This window comes from Nocardioides massiliensis, from assembly GCF_030811215.1.
GTDB classification, from domain to species: Bacteria; Actinomycetota; Actinomycetes; order Propionibacteriales; family Nocardioidaceae; genus Nocardioides_A; species Nocardioides_A massiliensis.
In genome coordinates this window covers 2130088-2146593 of the sequence record NZ_JAUSQM010000001.1, presented here as the reverse complement: position 1 = coordinate 2146593, position 16506 = coordinate 2130088, and the positions used below count along the sequence as shown (strand labels likewise).

The 16506-nt window shown below is 71.3% G+C and carries 17 protein-coding genes; 7 read left to right on the top strand and 10 right to left on the bottom strand.

Annotation, left to right across the window (positions count from 1 at the left end):
* Positions 1 to 26 precede the first annotated feature (26 nt).
* From J2S59_RS10635 to metG, 4 genes are read right to left on the bottom strand one after another with little or no spacing between them, the layout of a single operon-like run.
* Positions 27 to 875: an Fpg/Nei family DNA glycosylase gene (locus J2S59_RS10635; RefSeq protein ID WP_068122340.1), complete on the bottom strand. Its 849-nt coding sequence runs from the start codon at positions 873 to 875 to the stop codon at positions 27 to 29.
* Between the two features lies 1 nt (position 876).
* The gene (locus tag J2S59_RS10630) at positions 877 to 1395 is read right to left on the bottom strand and encodes a ribose-5-phosphate isomerase (RefSeq protein ID WP_306825096.1); all 519 of its coding nucleotides are present in this window, start codon (positions 1393 to 1395) and stop codon (positions 877 to 879) included.
* Between the two features lie 4 nt (positions 1396 to 1399).
* A complete protein-coding gene (locus tag J2S59_RS10625; protein WP_068118508.1) occupies positions 1400 to 2305 on the bottom strand; it encodes an alpha/beta hydrolase in 906 nt (301 codons plus the stop codon).
* A gap of 1 nt (position 2306) precedes the next feature.
* Complete coding sequence (metG, locus tag J2S59_RS10620) at positions 2307 to 4115, bottom strand: methionine--tRNA ligase (protein WP_068118517.1); 1809 nt, start codon at positions 4113 to 4115, stop codon at positions 2307 to 2309.
* A gap of 67 nt (positions 4116 to 4182) precedes the next feature.
* Here metG and J2S59_RS10615 point away from each other — a divergent pair, with 67 nt between their 5' ends.
* Positions 4183 to 4869 (top strand): GOLPH3/VPS74 family protein, encoded by a 687-nt coding sequence (locus J2S59_RS10615; protein ID WP_068118531.1) that lies wholly within the window; start codon positions 4183 to 4185, stop codon positions 4867 to 4869.
* On the opposite strand, the gene J2S59_RS10610 is transcribed toward J2S59_RS10615, so the two are convergent.
* Both J2S59_RS10610 and J2S59_RS10605 read right to left on the bottom strand, forming a co-directional pair.
* Entirely contained in the window at positions 4870 to 5469 is a 600-nt protein-coding gene (locus J2S59_RS10610; RefSeq protein WP_068118520.1) for a mycothiol-dependent nitroreductase Rv2466c family protein, read from the bottom strand.
* Positions 5470 to 5490: 21 nt separating this feature from the next.
* Complete coding sequence (locus J2S59_RS10605) at positions 5491 to 7185, bottom strand: CHAP domain-containing protein (RefSeq protein ID WP_181641652.1); 1695 nt, start codon at positions 7183 to 7185, stop codon at positions 5491 to 5493.
* Between the two features lie 175 nt (positions 7186 to 7360).
* Here J2S59_RS10605 and pepN point away from each other — a divergent pair, with 175 nt between their 5' ends.
* Entirely contained in the window at positions 7361 to 9919 is a 2559-nt protein-coding gene (gene pepN / locus J2S59_RS10600; protein WP_068118523.1) for an aminopeptidase N, read from the top strand.
* 18 nt (positions 9920 to 9937) lie between these two features.
* Here the strand turns inward: pepN and J2S59_RS10595 are convergent, their stop codons facing one another.
* On the bottom strand, positions 9938 to 10306 hold the full coding sequence (locus J2S59_RS10595) for a DUF5130 family protein (protein ID WP_306825095.1): 369 nt from the start codon (positions 10304 to 10306) through the stop codon (positions 9938 to 9940).
* Entirely contained in the window at positions 10287 to 10655 is a 369-nt protein-coding gene (locus J2S59_RS10590; protein WP_306825094.1) for a hypothetical protein, read from the bottom strand. Before J2S59_RS10590 ends, J2S59_RS10595 begins: the two co-directional genes overlap by 20 nt.
* A 60-nt stretch (positions 10656 to 10715) precedes the next feature.
* Here J2S59_RS10590 and J2S59_RS10585 point away from each other — a divergent pair, with 60 nt between their 5' ends.
* Positions 10716 to 11762, top strand: coding sequence for a mechanosensitive ion channel family protein (locus tag J2S59_RS10585; protein WP_068120885.1), 1047 nt, complete (start codon positions 10716 to 10718; stop codon positions 11760 to 11762).
* Positions 11763 to 11853: 91 nt separating this feature from the next.
* Here J2S59_RS10585 and J2S59_RS10580 read toward each other — a convergent pair whose 3' ends face one another.
* Positions 11854 to 12279, bottom strand: a complete 426-nt coding sequence (locus J2S59_RS10580) for an OsmC family peroxiredoxin (protein ID WP_068120883.1) — start codon at positions 12277 to 12279, stop codon at positions 11854 to 11856.
* A 121-nt stretch (positions 12280 to 12400) separates the two neighbouring features.
* On the opposite strand from J2S59_RS10580, the gene J2S59_RS10575 reads away from it, so the two are divergent.
* The 3 genes from J2S59_RS10575 (at position 12401) to J2S59_RS10565 (ending at position 14313) form a co-directional block, all read left to right on the top strand.
* Positions 12401 to 12829 (top strand): globin, encoded by a 429-nt coding sequence (locus J2S59_RS10575; RefSeq protein ID WP_306825093.1) that lies wholly within the window; start codon positions 12401 to 12403, stop codon positions 12827 to 12829.
* Positions 12830 to 12860: 31 nt separating this feature from the next.
* Positions 12861 to 13439 (top strand): 1-acyl-sn-glycerol-3-phosphate acyltransferase, encoded by a 579-nt coding sequence (locus J2S59_RS10570; protein ID WP_220138265.1) that lies wholly within the window; start codon positions 12861 to 12863, stop codon positions 13437 to 13439.
* A gap of 61 nt (positions 13440 to 13500) precedes the next feature.
* Complete coding sequence (locus J2S59_RS10565) at positions 13501 to 14313, top strand: SDR family NAD(P)-dependent oxidoreductase (RefSeq protein ID WP_068116556.1); 813 nt, start codon at positions 13501 to 13503, stop codon at positions 14311 to 14313.
* Positions 14314 to 14326: 13 nt separating this feature from the next.
* Here the strand turns inward: J2S59_RS10565 and J2S59_RS10560 are convergent, their stop codons facing one another.
* A complete protein-coding gene (locus J2S59_RS10560; RefSeq protein WP_068116558.1) occupies positions 14327 to 15205 on the bottom strand; it encodes an acyl-CoA thioesterase in 879 nt (292 codons plus the stop codon).
* A gap of 67 nt (positions 15206 to 15272) precedes the next feature.
* Here J2S59_RS10560 and J2S59_RS10555 point away from each other — a divergent pair, with 67 nt between their 5' ends.
* On the top strand, positions 15273 to 16487 hold the full coding sequence (locus J2S59_RS10555) for an acetyl-CoA C-acetyltransferase (RefSeq protein WP_068116560.1): 1215 nt from the start codon (positions 15273 to 15275) through the stop codon (positions 16485 to 16487).
* The last annotated feature ends 19 nt before the right edge of the window (positions 16488 to 16506 follow it).

Below are 16506 nucleotides of genomic sequence, written 5' to 3'. Positions count from 1 at the left end.
CGGGTCGCCACCGGTGAGGGTCGTGGTCACTGTACGGCCCGGGGGCGGTATGCCGGCTGACATCGCGCACACCAGAAGACGTTGCGTGTTGCGAGCACATCTGTGCGCACAGGCCGCTCGCAGACGAAGCACGGCTGACCGGTGCGGCGGTAGACGTAGACCTCGCCGCCGTGGTCGTCCTGGCGCGGCGGCCGTCCCATGGCTTCGGGGGTGTGCTCGGGGCGGACCGTGTCGATGCGACCGGTGCGCACGCCCTCCTCCATCAGCCCCACCAGGTCGTCCCACATCGCCTCGAGGGTCCTGCGGCGCACGGCGGTGCCGGGGCGCAGCGGGTGCACCCGATGGCGGAACAGGACTTCGGCGCGGTAGACGTTGCCGACGCCGGCCAGCACGGACTGGTCCATCAGCAGCGTGCCGATCGGTGCGCGGCTGCGGCGTACGCGCTCGACCATCCGCTCGGGATCGGCGTCGGGGCGCAGCGGGTCCGGACCGAGCCGGTCGACGATCGCGCCCTGCTCGGCCGGCGTCATGAGGGTGCAGGCGGTCGGACCTCGCAGGTCGGCGTACGTCGCGCGCTCGTCGTCAGCAGCCACGAGCCGGAGCCGGACCTGGCCGACGGGCGCGGGCACCGACTCCACACCGGCAGTGATCGCGAAGGAGCCGTAGAGACCCAGGTGGACGTGCACGACCCGCTCACCGGTGAAGGTGACGAACAGGTGCTTGCCCCACGCCTCCGCGGACTCGACGGTGCTGGCGTCGAGCAGCGCCGCCTCGTCGGCGAACCGGCCCTGCGGACTGCTCACGCGCACCCCGCGCGCGGCGAAGGCGTCGGTCAGATCACGTGCGAGCCGGTGGAGGGTGTGTCCCTCGGGCACGTCACTGGTCCGTGCTGGTGTCCGTAGGCCCGGTGAGCGCCGACGCCGGGAGCGGCGGGAGGTCGCCGGTGGTCTCGTAGTCGGCGAGCATGCCGATGCGGCGGGTGTGACGCTCCTCGTCGGAGTACGGCGTGGCGAGGAAGGTGTCGACGAACGCCGTCATGTCCTCGAGGCTGTGCAGCCGGCCGCCGACGGAGATCACGTTGGCGTTGTTGTGCTCGCGCGCGAGCACCGCGGTCTCCTGGCTCCACACCAGCGCGGCACGGACGCCCTTCACCTTGTTGGCGGCGATCTGCTCGCCGTTGCCCGAGCCACCGATCACCACACCGAGGCTGCCCTGGGTGTCGAACTCGTCGGCGACGGCCTCGGCCGCCCGCAGGCAGAAGACCGGGTAGTCGTCGAGGGCGTCGTAGACGAACGGACCGTGGTCGACGACCTCGTGCCCGGCGTCGACCAGGTGGGTCATCAGGTGGTTCTTCAGCTCGAGGCCTGCATGGTCGGAACCGAGGTGAACGCGCATGCGCTCAGTCTCCCAGACCCGGGTGCAGGCGGAGGAATCCGGCCACCTGGTGCAGGAGCGGACCGGCGGCGTCGAAGACGGTGTCGTGGCGCCAGAACCCGTGGATCTGGCCGAGGTAGCGGGTCGCGGTCACGGCGACACCGGCATCGTCCAACCGGCGGGCGAGCTCCTCGCCCTCGTCGCGCAGCGGGTCGTGCTCGGCGGTGACCACGAGCGTCGGCGGCAGGGTCCCGAACGCCTCCGACCGCAGCGGTGCCAGGTCGGGGTGGGTGAGGTCGGCGGGTGTGGCGGCGTACTGCTCCCAGTACCAGGCGGCCTCGCGCGGGTCGAAGCCGTCGGCGGCGGTGCGGTAGGAGTCGAAGCCTGCCGACGGGTCGAGGAACGGGTAGATCAGCGCGACGGCGGCGAAGTAGCCGGGGTTGCGCAGCCCGGCCACCAGGGCGAGGTTGCCGCCCGCGCTGTCACCGTGGGCGTACGCCGGCTCCCCCGCTGCCGGACCGATCGTCCGTCCGCCCGCACCCGCAGCGAGCCAGCGCAGGACGGTGTCGACGTCGTCGGGCGCCGCCGGGAAGCGGTGCTCGGGCGGACGTCGGTAGTCGACCGACAGCACGGCCGTGCCGGAGGCGTTCGCCAGTCGGCGCGTGGCCGCGTCGTGGACGTCGATGTCGTGGAAGACGAAGCCGCCACCGTGCAGGTGGACCACGACGCCGGGACGCCGGTCGGCGGGCACGTAGAGCCGACAGCGCACGCCGTCGGCGTCGACGTCGGTGACCTCCTCGACGTCCTCGCGCGGCTGACGGACCGCCAGGTCGCGCGCCTGCTGGCGCGCGGCCGCGATGTCGCTCTCCCATACGGGCGGGTCGCCGGCCGCTGCGGCGACGGCCGCGCGTGCCTGCGCGAAGAGCACCACCTCAGCTGTCCTGCGCCTCGACGCCGAGGCGCGCGAGCTCCTCCTCGGCGATCGACGGGTCGAGCTTGGTGAAGACGGGCGTCGGCTTCTCGACCGTCGTCCCGGGCACGACCGGACGCCGCTCCCACGCGGGTGCGGTCGTGTAGTCACCGGTGATGATCGGGTACGCCGCGCCGTCGTCGAGGTCGGTGACCTCCTCGATGCGCGGCATCGGTGCGACGTCGCCGGCGCCGCCGAGCACCCGGTCGACGTCGTTGGCGCTGTGGGGCAGGAACGGCGCGAGAAGGAGGTTGCAGTCGGCCACGCACTGCGCCATCACGTGCAGCACGGTGGCGAGCCGCTCGCGCTGGTCGTCGCCCTTGAGCTTCCACGGCTCGCACTCGGTGACGTAGCGGTTGACCTCGGTGACGACCCGCATCGCCTCACCGATCGCCTGCCGCTGCCGGTGGTGGCGGATCAGGTCGCCCACGACGTCGAACCCGCGCTCGACGAGGTCGAGGATCGCGCGGTCGGCGTCGGTAAGCTCGGCGGCCGCGGGGATCTCGCCGAAGTTCTTGGCGACGAGCGTCGCCGTGCGGTTGACCAGGTTGCCCCAGCCGGCGACGAGCTCGTCGTTGGTGCGCCGGACGAACTCCGCCCAGGTGAAGTCGCTGTCCTGGTTCTCCGGACCGGCGGCGCTGATGAAGTAGCGCAGCGCGTCGGGCTGGTAGCGCTCCAGGACGTCGCGGACGTAGATCACGATCGACTTCGAGGAGCTGAACTTCTTGCCCTCCATCGTGAGGAACTCCGAGGACACGACCTCGGTCGGGAGGTTGAGCTCGCCGTACTCCCCGGGGTGCCCGCCACGCTCGCCCTTGCCGGCGTACGCGAGCAGCTCGGCGGGCCAGATCTGGGAGTGGAAGGTGATGTTGTCCTTGCCCATGAAGTAGTAGGACAGGGATTCTGGGTCGTTCCACCAGGCACGCCACGCGTCCGGGTCACCGGTGCGCCGCGCCCACTCGATGGAGGCCGACAGGTAGCCGATGACCGCGTCGAACCAGACGTAGAGCCGCTTCGACGGGTTGTCGCGCCAGCCGTCCAGCGGCACCGGGATGCCCCAGTCGATGTCGCGCGTCATCGCCCGCGGACGGATGTCGGCGAGGATGTTCTTGCTGAAGCGGATGACGTTGGGGCGCCAGGTGCCCGACGCCTCGCGCTCGTCGAGCCACTCCCCCAACGCCTCGGCCAGCGCCGGCAGGTCGAGGAAGAAGTGCTGGGTCTCGACGAACTCCGGCACCTCCCCGTTGATCCGGCTGCGCGGGTCGATCAGGTCGGTCGGGTCGAGCTGGTTGCCGCAGTTGTCGCACTGGTCGCCGCGGGCGCCGTCGGCCTTGCAGATCGGGCACGTGCCCTCGATGTAGCGGTCCGGCAGCGTGCGACCGGTCGAGGGCGAGATCGCGCCCTTGGTGGTCTGCTCGACCATGTAGCCGTTGCGGTGCACGGCGGCGAACAGCCGCTGGGCGACCTCGTAGTGGTTGCCCGTCGTGGTGCGCGTGAACAGGTCGTAGGACAGGCCGAGTGCGACCAGGTCCTCGACGATGAGCCGGTTGTTGCGGTCCGCGAGCTCGCGCGGGCTGACCCCGGCGGCGTCGGCGGCCACCAGGATCGGGGTGCCGTGCTCGTCGGTGCCCGAGACCATGAGCACGTCGTGCCCCGCCATCCGCATGTAGCGGCTGAACACGTCCGAGGGCACCCCGAATCCGGCGACGTGGCCGATGTGACGGGGACCGTTGGCGTACGGCCAGGCGACTGCGGAGAGAACCTTGCTCATGGGGGTCGATCCTAGGGCGCGCGCGACGCCCTCCCGACCGCCGGCCGCGATGGGGTACACCTGGGACATGACCTCCGCACCCCACTTGATCGCCGAGGACCTGCTGCTGCTCCTGCTCGACGACGAGACCGGCAAGATGGCGGCCTCGACGTACGAGAAGTCCGTCCTCGGTGGTGCGCTGCTCGCCGAGCTCGGCCTGGTCCGGGCGGTCGAGGTCGAGAAGGGTGCCGGGGTCTTCGGCCGCCAGGCCGTGGTCGTCACGGCCGACACGGCCCCGAGCGACCCGCTGCTCGCGTCCGCGTTGGAGACGGTCGCCGAGAAGCCCCGCTCCCCCGGCGACCTGGTGGACCGGCTCGGCAAGGGGCTCAAGGCGCGCCTGACCGACCGGCTCGTCGAGCGCGGCCTGCTCGAGCGCCGCGACGGCAAGGTGCTCGGACTGTTCCCCACCACGACCTGGCCGGCTCGTGACTCCGCGCACGAGGACGCCGTACGCCGTCAGCTCCAGGCCGCGCTGGGAGGCGGCGTCGACCCCGACGAGCGCACCGCGACGCTCGTGGCCCTGCTGCACGCCGTCGATGTCGTCCCGAAGGTGCTCGCGGTCGAGGGGATGCGCCGAGGTGAGCTGAAGAAGCGCGCCAAGGAGATCGCCGACGGCGACTGGGCGGCCAAGGCCGTCAAGGACGCCGTGGCCGCCACCACCGCGGCGATGACCGCGGCCATCGCCGCCGGCGGCGCGGCGGCGTCGAGCTCCTGATCAGTCGAAGTCGAGGTCCCCGGTGCGGGTGCGCTTGAGCTCGAAGAAGTAGGGATACGACGCCATCGCGACGGCGCCGTCCCAGACCTTGCCGGCCTCCTCGCCGCGCGGGATCTTCGTCAGCACCGGACCGAAGAACGCGACGCCGTCGATCGCCACGATCGGGGTGCCGACCTCCTGGCCCACCTGGTCGATGCCACGGTGGTGGGAGGCCTTGAGCGCCTCGTCGTAGTCGGTCGAGTCCGCTGCGTCGGCGAGCTCGGTCGGCAGACCGGCCTCGGTCAGCGCCTCCTCGATGACGGCGCGGTCGAACTCGCGACCCGAGTTGTGGCGGCGGTTGCCGAGCGCGGTGTAGAGCCGGCCCAGCGCCTCCTGGCCGTGCTGCTGCTCGGCGGCCACGCAGACGCGCACGGGACCCCACGCCGTCTTCAGCATCTCCCGGTAGTCCTCGGGGACGTCCTTGTCCTCGTTGAGGTAGGCCAGGCTCATGACGTGCCAGGTGACCTGGATGTCACGAACCTTCTCGACCTCGCCGATCCAGCGCGAGGTGATCCAGGCGAACGGGCACAGGGGGTCGAACCAGAAGTCGGCGTTGGTCATGCGTCCATGATGCGTCACGGCTCATCGCGGGCGGGCGACGACCACCGTCGAGCGCGGCGACCGGACCGGCGTGATCAGCGGTCGCCCGGCGTAGGCCACCCGCACGGCACGCGTGCCGGGCTTGAGGTCGCGGACGACGACCCGCGCGCGGCCGTTGCGCAGGTCGGCCTGCGCCGTCTGCTTGCCGACGCGGACCGTCACCGCACCCCGGACGTTCGCCACGCCCGGTGCGACGACTCGGATCCGCACCACCGCACGGCCCGGCTTGCCGATCGCCTTCACCCGCAGGCTCGGGTCGGTGACGACCCGGGCCGAGGGCGCCATGGTGTGGCTGAAGGTGCGGAAGTGCGTCTGCGTGATGGTGATCCGCGGACGGATGCGGGCGCCGACGTCACCGGGCTGCAACGCGTAGGTCTCACCGGTGACGCCGGTCGGCTTGCCGTTGCGCAGCCACTCGATGCGCACCTCGGCGGTCGCCGGCTCGACGGTGCCGGGCTCGACCCGCAGGACCTGTCCGCGGCGCGCGTCACCCGTCACGGCGAACCCGGACGCGGTGATGGTGCCGGCGAGCACGGGCTCGGTGGCGGCGCTGGCCGCAGCGAGGTCGTGGTGCGCGGCGGCACGCCAGGTCACCCGGGCGGTGACGTGCTTGCCGATCTGGGCCTGGCCGAGGGCCAGCGAGGTGCCGGTGGCACCGGGGATAGCAGCCCCGTCGGCGTACCACTGGATGGCCGGGCTCGGGGTGACGGCCTTGAACGGCGACGCTGCGGCGCCGGGGTCGACGGTGAGCGTGCGGTCGACCTCGGCCGTGCCGCTGACGGTCGGTGCCGCGACGGTGGTCAGCGTGCCGGGCTCGACTGCGGGCGTGGGTGCCGAGTCGGCGGTCGCCGCCCGATAGCCGGTCCGCTCGCCGATGATGCGGACCGCGATCTCCTTGCCCAGGTGGGCCGGGCGCGGTGCGAAGGTCTGCTTGTTCTGGTTCGGCAGGCGGGTGCCGTCGACGAACCAGCGGTACTTGTAGGTGCCGGCCGGGTGCCAAGCCCCGGGGTCGGCCTGCAGGGACGCGCCCACCGCCGGGGTGCCGATCACCTTCGGCGCGGCGACGTTGCTGACCGCGGCGTCGTTGAAGTGGATGAAGCCGTCGGGCCACCCCCGGCCGCTGGTGATGCGGCGCCAGCTGAAGTCGCCTCCCCAGCTGTCCTCGGAGACGATGATCTCGGTCGGCGACACGACCTGCTCGACGTACGCGACGTGCCCGCTCGCCCCACCCGAGGTGCCCTTGCGCCACCAGGCGATCGCGCCGACCATCGGCGTGGTGTCGGTGATCTTGGACATCGCCACACCCCAGTGGGTGGCGTTGCCCTCGCCGGTCCACGGGCGCTTGTTGGCCATGCCGCTCTGCACGAGGCGGTAGGCGGCGTAGTTGGTGCAGTTGTGCCCGCCGTACATCTGCCAGTACATCGTCTTCTTGGCGCTCACGGCCTTGTAGCCGGCGTGCGGGTAGCCGGCGCGCTGGCAGGCGTCGTACCCCTTGCACAGGTACGTCGAGGCGCTCGGTGTCGCCGCGCTCATCGCGTTGAAGCGGACGTCCTCCTGCGGTCGCGACGCGGTCGAACCGGCGGCTCCCGACGGCGCGACCCAGCCCAGCGTGGCCACCATGACAGCGACGATCCCCATGGCCGACGACGCGCGCAGCACCTTCCCCGCACTACTCACGGGGAGCATTCGACCACGGTTGCAAGCGCGACACGCCGGTGAGTCCCAATTTTTACTTTGGCATCACCTGTCGCGTGCGTCACGACCGTACCGTTGTCCCCACCCTCCCCGCCATCCCCGAAGGCGACTTCGGCACCGCCGGCACCAGCAGGCGACGGGTGACAGGATGCTGCCCATGCCTGGAACCAACCTGACCCGCGAGGAGGCGCAGACCCGCGCCCAGCTCCTCGCCGTCGAGTCCTCGACCATCGACCTGGATCTCACCGTCGGCGACAAGGTGTTCGCCAGCACCACCGTGCTGCGCTTCACCTGCCGCGAGCCCGGAGCGTCCACCTTCGCCGACCTCGTCGGCGCGACCATCGACGAGATCACGCTCAACGGCGTGCGTCTCGACGAGACGCAGGTCTACCGCGACAACCGGATCCAGCTCGACGACCTGCGCGGTGACAACGAGCTCGTCGTCCGCTGCCAGCTGCCCTACAGCCGCACCGGCGAGGGGCTGCATCGCTTCGTCGACCCCGCCGACGACCGCGTCTACCTCTACACGCAGTTCGAGGTGCCCGACGCGCGCCGGGTGTTCACCACGTTCGAGCAGCCCGATCTCAAGACGGTCTTCACCTTCACCGTCACCGCGCCCGCGCACTGGACGGTCGTCTCCAACTCCCCCACCCCCGCGCCTGAGGACGCCGGCACCGACGACTCCGGTACGCCGCGCGCCACCTGGCGGTTCGCGCCCACGGACCCGATGTCGACCTACATCACCGCGCTGGTCGCCGGGGAGTACCACGAGGTGCGCGACACCTACGTCGGCGCGCACGGCGAGATCCCGCTGGGACTGTTCTGCCGGCAGTCGAAGATCGCCGACCTCGACGCCGACGACATCCTCGAGGTCACCAAGCAGGGCTTCGCGTTCTTCGAGGAGGCCTTCGACCACCCCTACGCGTTCGGCAAGTACGACCAGCTGTTCGTGCCGGAATACAACATGGGGGCGATGGAGAACGCCGGCTGCGTGACCTTCCGCGACGAGTACCTCCCCCGCAGCCGCCAGGTCCGCTCGTTCTACGAGCAGCGCGCCAACACGATCCTGCACGAGATGGCGCACATGTGGTTCGGCGACCTCGTGACGATGCGCTGGTGGGACGACCTGTGGCTCAACGAGTCGTTCGCCGAGTGGGCCTCCCACCACGCCTCGACGAAGGCGACGCGGTACACCGAGGCCTGGACGGGGTTCACCAACGCCCGCAAGAACTGGGCCTACCGCCAGGACCAGCTGCCCAGCACCCACCCGGTCGCCGCCGACAACTACGACCTCGAGGCCGTCGAGGTGAACTTCGACGGCATCACCTACGCCAAGGGCGCCTCGTCGCTCAAGCAGCTGGTGGCCTGGGTCGGTGAGGAGGAGTTCCTCGCCGGGCTGCGCCGCTACTTCAAGGCCCACGCGTTCGGCAACACCGAGCTCGGTGACCTCCTCGGCGCGCTCGAGGAGGCCTCCGGCCGCGAGCTGCGCTCGTGGGCAGACGAGTGGCTGACGACCTCCGGCGTCAACACCCTCAGCCCGGAGTTCGAGCTCGACCCCGACGGCGCCTACACCGGGTTCGCCGTACGCCAGAGCGCTCACCCCGACTTCCCCACCCTGCGCCGGCACCGCATCGGCATCGGCCTCTACGACCGCGAGGGCGACCAGCTCGTGCGGCGTACGGCGGTCGAGGTCGACGTCCGCGGTGAGCGCACGGAGATCCCGGAGCTCGACGGACAGCGTCAGCCCGACCTCCTGCTGCTCAACGACGGCGACCTCACCTACGCCAAGATCCGCCTCGACCCCCGCTCGCTCGCGACGCTGGTCGACGGCATCGACACCCTCGACGACTCGCTGGCGCGCGCCCTGTGCTGGGGAGCGGCCTGGGACATGACCCGCGACGCGGAGATGAGCGCCACCGATTTCGTCGCCCTCGTCCTGAGGGGCATCGGCACCGAGAGCGACGTCATGGCAGTCACGCGGCTGCCGCTCTACGCGCGCGAGGCGACCGAAAGCTTCAGCCACCCCCGCAACCGTGACCGCGTGCGCGCGACGTGGGAGGAGGGGCTGCGCGAGCTGCTGCACGCCGCGGAGCCCGGCAGCGACCACCAACTGGCGTTCGCCCGCGCGTTCGCCTCGGCGGCGCGCAGCGACGCGGGTCTCGACCTGGTCGCCGGGCTGCTCGACGGCAGCTCCTCGGTCGAGGGCCTCACCGTCGACACCGACCTGCGCTGGACGCTGCTGGGCGCGCTCGCGGCTGCCGGACGCGCCGACGCCGATCGGATCGCCGCCGAGCTCGAACGCGACAACACCATCTCCGGCCAGGAGCGGGCCGCGGCCGCGCGGACGCTGCGTCCGCTCGCCGAGGCCAAGGAGGAGGCCTGGGAGCTGGCGATCGTGCGCGACGACGTCCCCAACGAGACCCAGCGCAGTATCGCGACCGCGTTCATGACAGCAGGCCAGGAGGAGCTGCTGGCGCCGTACCTCGAGCGCTATCTCGAGGCGGCCGAGACGCTGTGGGAGGCCAAGGGTGTGCAGCGCGCCTCGACTGCGCTCACGGCGATGTATCCGCGGCCCCTGACCGACGACGCGTCGGTCGAGCGGGTGCGGGCGTGGCTCGAGTCGTCCCCGGCGAACCCGGCGGCCAAGCGCTATGTGCGTGAGGGACTGGACGACGTCGAGCGGGCGCGCCGCGCGCAGGAGCGCGACGGCGCCTGAGCCGCAGCGAGCGAAGGGTCAGCCGCGGGCCTGCTGGGCCAGCGTCCGCAGCCCGCGGCTGATCCCGCCGACCAGGTCGCCGTCGGCGAGGTCGGCCTGCATCGCCAGGACGGCGAGGCGGACGTCCTCGTCGGTGAGGGTGCGGCGTACGACCGCCCCGGTCACCACCTCCAGGACCCGCGCTCCCGGGTCGACGAGCACGAGCACCGAACGGTCGGGCACCACGAGAGCGGCGTGCAGACGCTCTGCGAAGGCGCGGGAGTCATCCTCGGCCGGGCCGAGGTACACGGAGAACTCGAACCGGCTGACGGTCTCGGCCGAACGGATCGCCTGATCGAGAGCGACCCGCTCGGCGGCACCCAGCACCTCACCAGCGGGCACTGGCACCGCCGGTCTCCTCCGCGGAGGTACCGGTCGCGGCCTGGACGCCCTTCTGCGGGCCACCCATCCAGGTCTGTCCCTGGTGCAGCTCGACCGCCTTGGCGTAGCGCGGCGGCCGCGAGGCCGCGAGGTGCGCCAGCACCCAGATGACGAGGAACGCCACCAGCGGGAACACGAGCAGGACCAGCAGGAACTGCAGCCCGGACACCGATTCCGCGGTGTCCCAGCCCTCGGGGACCGAGGCGGACGCCGGGGCGACCGTGGCCAGGACACCGGTGAGGGTGAGCGCGGTCACGACGCCGGCACGGCGCCAGGCGCGGGCGGCGGGAGCGGGGAGGAAACGCATGGTCGTCACGCGTGCCAGGGTACCGCTGTCGGTTGGGCGACCGGCACCGGTCTCGTAGCCTCGCGTTCCATGGAACTGCCTGACGCGACTGCCTGTGAGCCCGACAACGCGGTCTCCTGCCGCCTCGTCTACCGCTGGACCGAGGACGACGCCCTGGCCTCCGCCGCGACCTTCCTGATCGGCAAGCCGCTGGCCGTCGTCGCGATCATCCTCATCGGCTTCCTCGCCCGCTGGCTGGCGCACCGGTTCATCGCCCGCGTCACTCAGCGCGCGGCCAACGGCACCGGCCCCGGTGGGGCGATCCACGGCCTCACGAAGGGCAAGCTCGGGCGCAGCGGTCACCGGGCCGACCTGCCCGCGTCCGCCGAGCGCCGGGTGCAGCGCGCGGAGACCATGGGGACGCTGCTGAAGAGCATCGCCTCGGGCGTCATCGCCGCGATCGTCATCGTCATGGTGCTGGCCGAGGTCGGCATCAACGTCGCGCCGATCATCGCCAGCGCCGGCATCGTCGGCATCGCCCTCGGCTTCGGGGCCCAGAGCCTCGTCTCCGACTTCCTCGCCGGGATCTTCATGATCGTGGAGGACCAGTACGGCGTGGGCGACGTCGTCGACCTCGGCGACGCCTCCGGCACGGTGGAGGCGGTCTCGCTGCGCGTGACGCGGCTGCGCGACGTCGACGGCACGGTCTGGTACGTCCGCAACGGCGAGATCCTGCGCGTGGGCAACATGAGCCAGAACTGGGCGCGCGCCGTCATCGACGTGCCGGTCGACTACGACGTCGACCTCGCCAAGGTCCGCCGCGTCCTGCAGGAGGTCGCCCACGACATGTGGGACGACGACGACTTCCGCGACGTCATCCTCGAGGAGCCCTCGGTGTGGGGCATGCAGACCCTCGACGCCTCCGGCATCACGATGCGGGTCGCGGTCAAGACCAAGCCGCTCGAGCAATGGGCCGTCGGCCGCGAGCTGCGCGCGCGGATCAAGACGCGCTTCGACTACGAGGACATCGCGATCCCCATGCAGCAGCTGTTGTTCAGCCGCACTCCCGACCCTGCCGACAAGGACGGGAAGGACGCCGGGACCGTCGACGCCGTCACCCCCAGCCCCGAGGGCTGACGGGGCGCGCCAGTTTCACTACACGTGTAGTGAAACTGGCGCTGTGTACACGTTCCAGCCGGCGTGTCGCGCAAGAACGTGTACAGAGTCGTCAGGCCAGGCTGGCGTTCAGGCTGATGTCGACGCCGGCGAGCGCCTTGCTCACGGGGCAGTTGGCCTTCGCGCCCTCGGCGAACTCCTGGAACTGCTCGGCGGTGATGCCCTCGACCTCGCCGGCGACGGTGATCACGATGCCGGTGATGCCGGTGCCGGGGGTCAGCTCGACCTCGGCGGTGGTCTTCAGCGAGGTCGGCGGGGTGCCGGCCTTGCCGAGGGCGGCCGACAGCGCCATGGAGAAGCACGATGAGTGAGCGGCGGCGATGAGCTCCTCGGGGCTGGTCTTGCCCCCGGGCTCCTCGGCGCGGGCGACCCAGGTGACGTCGAAGGTGCCGACGCCGCTCGACTCGAGGGCGACACGGCCGGAACCCTCGGCGAGGCTGCCCTGCCAGTTGGTGGTCGCGGTGCGGGTGGTGGGCATTGCGGGATGCTCCTTCGCGGTCGGGGAACGGACGGGGACCCGTCCGCTCGCGAGTCTCGCACGCCACGCGCCGCTGCCTCCCGGGCACGCTCGCCAACCGGTCACCACGCACAATGGCGGTGTGAGCTTCTACGAGGAGATCGGCGGGTACGACACCATCCACAAGATCGTGGAGGTGTTCTACGCCGGCGTCGCCGAGGACGAGCTGCTGCGCCCGATGTACCCCGAGGAGGACCTGGGGCCCGCCGCGGAGCGCTTCACCCTGTTCCTGTGCCAGTACTGGGGCGGCCCCACCACCTACTCCGAGCGCCGCGGTCACCCGCGGCTGCGGATGCGGCACGCGCCGTACGCCGTGACGGTCGCGGCCAAGGACCGCTGGCTGCACCACTTCCGTGCCGGGCTGGACGCCGCGGGGCTCACCCCCGAGCAGGACGCGCAGTTCTGGGACTACGCCGAGCACGCCGCGCAGTTCATGGTCAACACCTTCGAGGAGGGCGGCGACGTCGTCGCGGCCCCGGACGCCGGCGGGACCGGGCTCCAGCGCGACTGAGGCGGCACGCTGCACTGTGTACCGTCGCGGCGTGAGACGACCCCCGCTGCGCCGTACGCTCGCCCGCCTCGTCCTGCGCGCCGCCCACTGGCGGACGGTCGGTGAGGTCCCCGAGCGCGGCGTACTCGTGGGCGCGCCGCACACCTCCAACTGGGACTGGGTGCTGACGCTGCTCCTCGGCTGGTCCTACGGCATCCGCATCGGCCTGCTCGTGAAGGCGGAGTGGTTCCGCGGACCGCTGGGTCCGGTGCTGCGCGCGACCGGGGCGATCCCGCTGGACCGCGACAACCCCCGCGCCACGGTGCGCAGCCTGCTCGCCCAGGCCGAGGGCGAGCACCCGTTCCTCCTCGGCATCGCCGCCGAAGGCACCCGCAGCCGTGGGGAGTACTGGAAGTCCGGCTTCTACCGCATCGCCGAGTCCAGCGGCCTGCCGATCACCCTGGCGTTCCTCGATGTGCCCTCGCGCACGGTCGGGTGGGGCCCGACCTTCCACCCGAGCGGCGACGTCCCCGCCGACATGGAGCGGGTGCGCGCGTTCTACGCCGACAAGCGCGGGTTCCGGCCCGACAACTTCACTCCCCCGCGGTTGCGTGAGGAGGATCGGGCCTGAGCCCGCTGGAGCCTGAGTACGGCGGCGTGTGAATGCCGCCGCCGCGGGATACCTCCCCGCCATGGCACCCGCATCCTCGACGCACCACTCCTCGCGTCCCCTTGCCGCGGTCACCGGCGTTTCCAGCGGCATCGGTCTCGAGCTCGCCGTCCAGCTCGCCGAGCGCGGCTACGACGTCATCGTCGGCGCCGAGGACACGGCGCTGCAGGACGCGGCTGACCGCGTGCGCCAGTGCGGCGCCGAGGTCCGCACGGTCCAGTGCGACCTGCGTGAGGCACGCGGCGTCGCGGAGATGTACGGCGCGATCGCCGCGGACCGCCGTCCGCTCGACGTGCTCGCCCTCAACGCCGGCATCGGCGCGGGCGGCGCGTTCCTCGACAACGAGCTCGCCGACGAGCTCGCGATCATCGACCTCAACATCGTCTCCACCGTGCGTCTGGCGAAGCTGGTGCTGCGCGACATGGCGGCCCAGGGCGCCGGGCGGGTGCTGGTGACGTCGTCGATCGTCTCGGAGATGCCCGGCCCCTACCACGCGGTCTACAACGCCTCGAAATCGTTCCTGCAGTCGTTCGCCGAGGCACTGCAGGAGGAGCTGCGTGACAGTGGCGTCACCCTGACGTCCCTGATGCCTGGCCCGACCGACACCGAGTTCTTCGCCCGCGCGGGGATGCTCGACACCGCGATCGGCCAGGGCCCCAAGGACGACCCGGCCGACGTCGCCCGGCAGGGCATCGAGGCACTGCTCTCCGGTGACAGCCGCGTGACCGGCGGCGGCCTCAAGACCCGGGTGCAGGACATCGCCGCCAAGGTCACCCCCGACAAGGTCAAGGCCGTTCTGCACCGTGGGCTCGCCGAGCCCTGCAGCGGCGACTGACCCGCGAGAAGCCCTACAGCAGTGGCGCGAGCCGCGCGCGGTGGTCGTCGTCGAACGGCACCGCGGTCCCCGCCTTGCGGTCGAACCGGACGATCGTGACCTCGCCGCGCGCCTGCACGGCGGCGTCCGGATCCTGGCCGTCGCGGATCTCCGAGGCGATCGTCAGCGAGCTGCGGCCGAGCCGGGCGATCCGGGAGGTGACGAGGTAGGGCCGACTGCGGAACAGCACCGGGCGCAGGTAGTCCACGTCGGTGCCGGCGACGACCACCCACACCGGGGCATCCCCCGGCTCGCGCAGGGTGCTGAGGAACGCGACCCGCGACTCCTGGAGGTACTCGAAGTACTTCACGTTGTTCACGTGGCCGTAGGCGTCGACGTCGGACCACCGCACGTGCAGGTCGTAGCTCAGGGACTGCCCGCCCTCGGGCAGCGGCGCACAACGGCGTACGTCGGGGGCGCGCAGCGGCGGCGTCTGCTCGTCGAGGAAGACCCCCAGCACCTCACGCTCACGCACGCTGAGCCGGCGCGGGCGCTCCTCGGCGAAGACGTACGGCGTCAGCACGGATCGCGCCCGCAGGTAGACGGTGCGGGTGCCGTCGGGGTGCTGGTCGAACACCTCGTAGGCCATCGTGAACGTGGCGGCGCGCACCTCCGTCACCCAGGTCTCGACCAGGACCGGGTCGGGGCGGTAGGTCAACGGCGCGAGGTAGTCCACCTCGTGCCGCACCACCACCACACCCTCGGCCAGGTCCTCCCCGCCGCGCACCGGCGCGTGGTTGACCAGCATGTCGATGCGGGCCTCTTGGAGATAGTCGATGTAGGTGACGTTGTTGACGTGGGCGAGCATGTCCATGTCGGCCCAGCGCAACGGGCAGGAGTAGGTGTGACGCACCTATCGATCCTCCCAGAGGCTGCGACTCGTAGGCTGGTGGCATCCACCACAGATCGGAGTTACATCCATGCCCGAGGCAGTGATCGTCAGCGCGGCCCGCACCCCCATCGGCCGAGCCAACAAGGGCTCGCTGAAGGAGTTCCGTCCGGACGACCTCAGCGCGCTGATCGTCCAGGCGGCGCTGGACAAGGTCCCCGCACTGGACCCGAACACCATCGACGACCTCATCCTCGGGTGCGGCCTGCCCGGCGGCGAGGCGGGCAACAACATGGGCCGCAACGTCTCGGTCCTGCTCGGGCTCGACGACGTCCCCGGCACCACGATCACGCGCTACTGCTCGTCGTCGGTGCAGACCACCCGGATGGCGTTCCACGCCATCAAGGCGGGCGAGGGTGACGCGTTCATCTCCGCCGGTGTCGAGACGGTGTCGCGCTTCCAGTTCGGCACCTCCGACCACATCCCCAACACCCACAACCCCAAGTTCGACGAGGCCAAGGAGCGCACCAAGGCCTCGGCGGCCGGTGGCCAGGTGTGGACCGACCCGCGCGGCCAGGGCCTGCTGCCCGACGTCTACATCGCCATGGGCCAGACGGCCGAGAACGTCGCCTCGTCGCGCGGCCTCGACCGCAAGGTGCTCGACGAGTTCGCCGTCCGCTCGCAGAACCTCGCAGAGGAGCGCATCAAGGACGGCTTCTGGGCCCGAGAGATCACGCCGGTCACGCTGGCTGACGGCACGGTCGTCTCGGCTGACGACGGCCCGCGCGCCGGCGTCACCTACGACGCGATCTCCAAGCTCGACCCGGTGTTCCGTCCCGATGGCGTCGTCACGGCCGGCAACTGCTGCCCGCTCAACGACGGCGCGGCCGCGGTCATCGTCATGTCCGACACGAAGGCTGCCGAGCTCGGCCTCACCCCGCTCGCGCGGATCGTGTCGACCGGTGTCTCGGGTCTCTCCCCCGAGATCATGGGCATGGGCCCGGTCGAGGCCAGCCGACGCGCGCTGAAGCACGCCGGCATGACGATCGACGACATCGACCTGGTCGAGATCAACGAGGCGTTCGCCGCGCAGGTCGTCCCCTCGGCCGAGGACCTCGGTGTCGACTGGGACAATCTCAACATCAACGGCGGCTCGATCGCCGTGGGTCACCCGTTCGGCATGACCGGTGCGCGCCTGCAGGCGACGATGCTCAACTCGCTGGACTGGCACGACAAGTCCACCGGCCTGATCACGATGTGCGTCGGCGGCGGCATGGGCATGGCCCTGATCCTCGAGCGGATCTGATCCAAGACCGCTTCCTCAG